The 4,788-nt window shown below is 70.3% G+C and carries 4 protein-coding genes; 3 read left to right on the forward strand and 1 reads right to left on the reverse strand.

Features of this window, described 5'->3' with window-relative positions; all coding sequences use genetic code 11:
• The coding region (locus ROTAS13_RS19360; protein ID WP_075823144.1) for a homoserine dehydrogenase at positions 1-1,191 on the forward strand (1,191 nt) is incomplete at its 5' end.
• 48 nt (positions 1,192-1,239) lie between these two features.
• Here ROTAS13_RS19360 and ROTAS13_RS19365 read toward each other — a convergent pair.
• Positions 1,240-2,697 carry a carboxylesterase gene (locus tag ROTAS13_RS19365; RefSeq protein WP_075823145.1) on the reverse strand — a complete coding sequence of 486 codons (1,458 nt, stop codon included), beginning with the start codon at positions 2,695-2,697 and terminating at the stop codon, positions 1,240-1,242.
• A 174-nt stretch (positions 2,698-2,871) separates the two neighbouring features.
• Here ROTAS13_RS19365 and ROTAS13_RS19370 point away from each other — a divergent pair, with 174 nt between their 5' ends.
• Entirely contained in the window at positions 2,872-3,930 is a 1,059-nt protein-coding gene (locus tag ROTAS13_RS19370) for an AI-2E family transporter (protein ID WP_171979161.1), read from the forward strand.
• Positions 3,931-3,952: 22 nt separating this feature from the next.
• Complete coding sequence (locus ROTAS13_RS19375; protein ID WP_019462280.1) at positions 3,953-4,651, forward strand: alpha/beta fold hydrolase; 699 nt, start codon at positions 3,953-3,955, stop codon at positions 4,649-4,651.
• Positions 4,652-4,788 lie beyond the last annotated feature (137 nt).

The following is a 4,788-nucleotide window of genomic DNA, read 5'->3' on the forward strand; positions in this document are numbered from 1 at the left end:
GCCGGTGCCGCCCGGATCTGCGATACGCCGGACGGCGCGCGCGAGGCCGCCGCCGCCGGCCAGATCGTGGTGCTGCGCGACCAGTCCCTGCTGGGCGCCGTGCCGCACGACATCCTGGTGGAGGCCACAGGCCAGCCCGAGGCCGGCGCCCGCATGGCGCTGGAGGCGATCCGCCGCGGCACGCATGTCGCCATGGTGAGCAAGGAGGTGGATTCCGTCGTCGGGCCGCATCTCAACCGGCTCGCCGTCGAGCGGGGCCTCGTCTACACCACGGCGGATGGCGACCAGCCGAGCAACCTGATCGGCCTCGTCACCTGGGCGCGGCTGCTGGGCTTCGAGGTCGTCGCCGCCGGCAAGTCCAGCGAGTACGACTTCGTCCTCGATCACGCCACCAGCGTCGTGACCTGCGCCGAACTGCAAGGCGAGGCGCCCGCCCTGGCGGATCTGTGGATACTGGGCGAGGATGTGGCGGAAACGCTGGCGCGCCGTTCCGCCGCGCTCGCCGGGCTGCCGCAGAGCGCCACGCCCGACTATTGCGAGATGAACGTGGTGGCCAATTCCACCGGCCTGCTGCCCTCGCGTCCGGAGCTCAGCTACCCGCTCTGCCGCATCACCGAGCTCGCGGATGTCTTCATCCCGCGCGAGGAAGGCGGCATCCTCGGCCGCACCGGCGTTGTGGACGTGTTCAACTGCCTGCGCCGGCCGGAGGAGGTGAGCTTCGGTGGCGGCGTCTTCGTCGTGGTCCGGGCGGGCGACCGGCCGGTCTGGGAGATGCTGCGCGGCAAGGGCCATCTGGTCAGCCGCAACGCGCGCTATGCCTGCCTCTTCCTGCCCTATCACTGGATGGGGCTGGAAACGCCCGTCTCGCTGCTTTCCGCGGCGGGGCATGGCCGCGCCTCCGGCAGCGACACGCAGCGTGTCCATGCGGTGATGGTGGCGCGCACCGAACGCGACTTCCGGGCCGGCGAGGTGCTGGAGATGGGCGGCCACCACCACATCATGACGGACTGCACGCCGCTCCTCCTGCCCGCCGCCGAGGCGGAAGGGCTGGCGCCCTTCTATCTCGCCGCCAACAAGCCGCTTCTCGTGGATGTGCCGCGCGGCACCCTGGTCCGCGAGGCGATGGTGGATCTGGCGGGTTCGCTGCTCCAGTCCCTGCGGCGCGAGGTCATGGTGCCGGCAGCGGGCTGAGCGCCGGAAGGCCGGCGCAGCGGGGAACGCGGCCCCGGCCAGTCGCTCTCAGTGCGGCGCGCCGAGCCCTTGACCGATCCGCTCCAGCATCTCGTCGAAGAAGGGGTTGGAGGACATGCGGATCAGCGCATCCAGGCTGACCGCCAGCACACCGCGTTCCCCCTTTGGCGCGATCGTCCCGAAATGCACCCCGAAATCCTCGTCGGCCGGATCGGGAAACTGGCCATAGAGTGAATCGCCCTGCGGGAAGGGCAAGGCGACGTGGGAAAGGGAATAGACGTCGCGCGGATAGGTCTCGCGCAGCGGCACCACCCGCGTCTCCGTGCTCCCCGGCCCGGTCACCCGCGCCACCATGGCGTCCTGTCCCGGCGCGGCATTGGTGACAACCACGGTGCGGTAGCGGCGCGGTCCAGGCGGCAGCAGGCGCTCCAGCGCCGTTTCCGAATTTGGGCTGAGCAGGATGCCCAGCTTGCTGTTGCGGTTGAGGTCGAACAGCACGAGCTCGCTGCCATTGGCCGGCAGCAGGGCATAGAGCGCATCCAGCACGGCGGGCGTGCTGACCGTGGTGTCGAGCACCGACTGGAAGGTCAGCACCGGCGGCAGCCCTTCCAGCCGCCCTTCGCGCGCGCGCTGACTGACCTGCTCCTGCAACGCCCGCGTCAGCCGCCAGGACTGGCGCGCGCCGTTGACCGGAAAGGAGTTGTACTTGAACGGGTTGAACTCCGGCACGATGCCGAGCCAGCTCGCCTTGGCGAAGCGTGGCAGCAGGGCCGGCAATCCCGCCAGCCCGGCGAAACGGGCGAATTCGGTGATGCCCACCATGGGGGAGATCAGCACCAGCCGCGCCGGCCGAGCCAGCTTCGGATCGTCCAGCGCCTCCATGGCGTACTTCATCGCCAGCGCGCCGCCATTGGAGAAGCCCACGATCTCGATCGGCCCCTGCGGCACGCGCCGCCGCGCCTCCCGCACCGCGAGGCGCGTGGCCGCCATCCAGTCCTCCCAGGTCACGTCGGTCAGCGCCGCCGGCACGGTGCCATGCCCCGGCAGGCGCAGGCCGATGGCGACATAGCCGTGGGCGCGGTAGAAGCGCCCGACATGGCGCAGGCTGTAGGGCGCGTCGGTCAGCCCGTGCAGCAGCACCACCGCGCCACGCGGCGGTCCGCCCGGCTCCAGCACGTAGGAATGGTTCCAGTCCTGTCGGAAGTGCGGCGGATAGATGGGGCTGCCCTCGAAATAGCGGTTGAGCGACGTGCGCTCCTCCGGCTCCAGCTTCTGCATCACCTCCTGCCGCACGGAGTCGAAGACGCGCCGCTCCGCCGCCAGATAGCCGGCCCAGTCGGTCTTCCCGATCTCTCCGGCCCGCAGCTCGCTGGGCACGTAGAGATGCCAGGTCCGCAGCGGCGGGCCGCTCTGGACCTGCCAGACGCGCAGCGCGAAGGCCGCCAGAAGGGCCCCGAGGAGGATGTACAGGCTCCTGCGGAAAAGCCTGATCGGAAATGCCGGCACCGGCGCGCCTCCATGCCTCGGGTCGCCGCTGACCAGCCAACCCGAATCGGTACGCTGCCGGCCGTCGCCGGCCATGCTGCAACCCGCCGCCGCCGCCGGGCAAGCGTGCCGGGGGCGTATTGACAATCCGCCCGGTGCCTTCCCAATGGCAGGGTTGCAGGTAGAGGAATCCGCATGGAGACCGGGCAGGGCTTCCTCTCGCGCACCATGAGCGACCCTGTGCTCCGCGTGACGACGGGCCTTTGCGCTGCGGTCCTGGTCTTCGCCTCGCTCCGCGAGGCCGCCTCGGTCTTCGTGCCCGCGACCTTCGCGCTCTTCATCATCGCCGTGGTCTGGCCCTTGCAGCGCCTGCTGCAACGGCGCCTGCCGCAGGTGCTGGCCCTGGTGATCACGCTGGTCGTGGCCCTGGTCGCGGTGATGCTGCTCGCCATGCTGGTGGCCTGGGGATTCTCGCGCATCGGGCAATGGGTCATCGCCAACGCGACGCGCTTCCAGACCCTCTACTTCCGCCAAGCGGAATGGCTGGAAGGGCATGGCGTTCCCGTGGCCGGGCTGATGGCGGAGAATTTCGACATGCGCTGGGTCGTCTGGCTCGCCCAGGCCGCGACCGGGCAGCTCCAGGGCTTCCTGAGCTTCGTCACCGTTACGCTGGTCTTCACCATCCTGGGCATGCTGGAGGTGGAGGTCCTGCACCGCAAGCTCGCCGCCATGGGCCGGCAGGGGGAAGGGCGCCGCCTGCTCGACGCCTGCGCGCGGGTGGCCTCGAAGCTGCAGACCTACATGCTGGTGCGCAGCGTGATGAGCGCGCTGACCGGCGTGACCATCTGGGCCTTCGCCCTGCTCGCCGGGCTGGACCTGCCGGTGGAATGGGGCCTCATCGCCTTTGCGCTGAACTACATCCCTTTCCTCGGCCCGCTGGTGGCGACGGTCTTCCCGACCTTCTTCGCCGCCCTGCAGTTCGACTCCTGGGAAATGCCGCTGACCGTCTTCCTCGGCCTGAACACCATCCAGTTCCTGTCCGGCAGCTACGTCGAGCCCCGCCTGGCCGGAAGGGCGGTCTCCGTCTCGCCCTTCATCGTGCTCTTCGCCGTCTTCTTCTGGTCCTTCCTCTGGGGCATCGCCGGCGCCTTCATCGGGATTCCCGTGACCATCGCGGCACTGATCCTTTGCGACGCCTATGACGGCTCCCGCTGGATCGCGAACCTGCTGTCCGGCCGCGACACGGCTGGCTGAAGCACCCGCCGGCCACACGCCCGTGACGCCCATCCCGCAAGATCCATCGACCACGATTCCGGAGCGGGTCCTGCTGCTGCACGGCATCGCCCGGCGCGCCTCCTCCATGTCCGTGATGGAGCGGGTGCTGCGCGCCGCCGGCTACGAGACGCTGAACCTCGACTACGACGCGCGCCACAAGCCGCTGGATGCCCTGGCGGAGGACCTGCACGAGGAGGCCGGAGCCTTCCTGCAACGCCCCGGCGGCCGGTTGCATGTGGTGGCCCATTCCATGGGCGGGCTGCTGGCGCGTGCCTACATCACCCGCCACCGCCCCCTGGCGCTGGGCCGCATGGTGATGCTGGGCCCGCCCAACGCGGGCAGCGAGCTGGCCGACCTGCTGTGCGGGCAGGCCCTCTACCGCCGCGTCTTCGGCCCCGCCGGGGCGCAGCTCGTCACCGCGCCGGAGGCTACGCTCGCGGCGCTGCTCGGCCCGGTGGATTACGAGCTGGGCGTCATCGCCGGCGATCGTGCGCTGAACCTCCTGGCCTCCTGGTTCGTCCTGCCCGGGCCGAACGACGGCAGCGTCTGCGTCGCCCGCACCCGGGTGGAAGGAATGGCCGACCACATCGTGCTGCACGTCACCCACACGCTGATGATGCGCCACCCGGAAGTGATCCGGCAGAGCCTCCACTTCCTGCGCCACGGCCGGTTCGACCACCCCGCGACGGCCGCCGGCTGATGCCAGGGCCGGTCTCCCGGCCGTTCCCGCGTTGCGCTCCATGGCTGGCCGCCGGCGGGAGAGGCGCCGCCTCTCCCGCCGGAGAGCATGGCTCTCCGGCGCGATCCGGCATCAGCAAGCGCCAACTCATCGGGTCC

The organism is Roseomonas sp. TAS13, assembly GCF_001950415.1.
Taxonomy (GTDB): Bacteria; Pseudomonadota; Alphaproteobacteria; order Acetobacterales; family Acetobacteraceae; genus Roseomonas; species Roseomonas mucosa.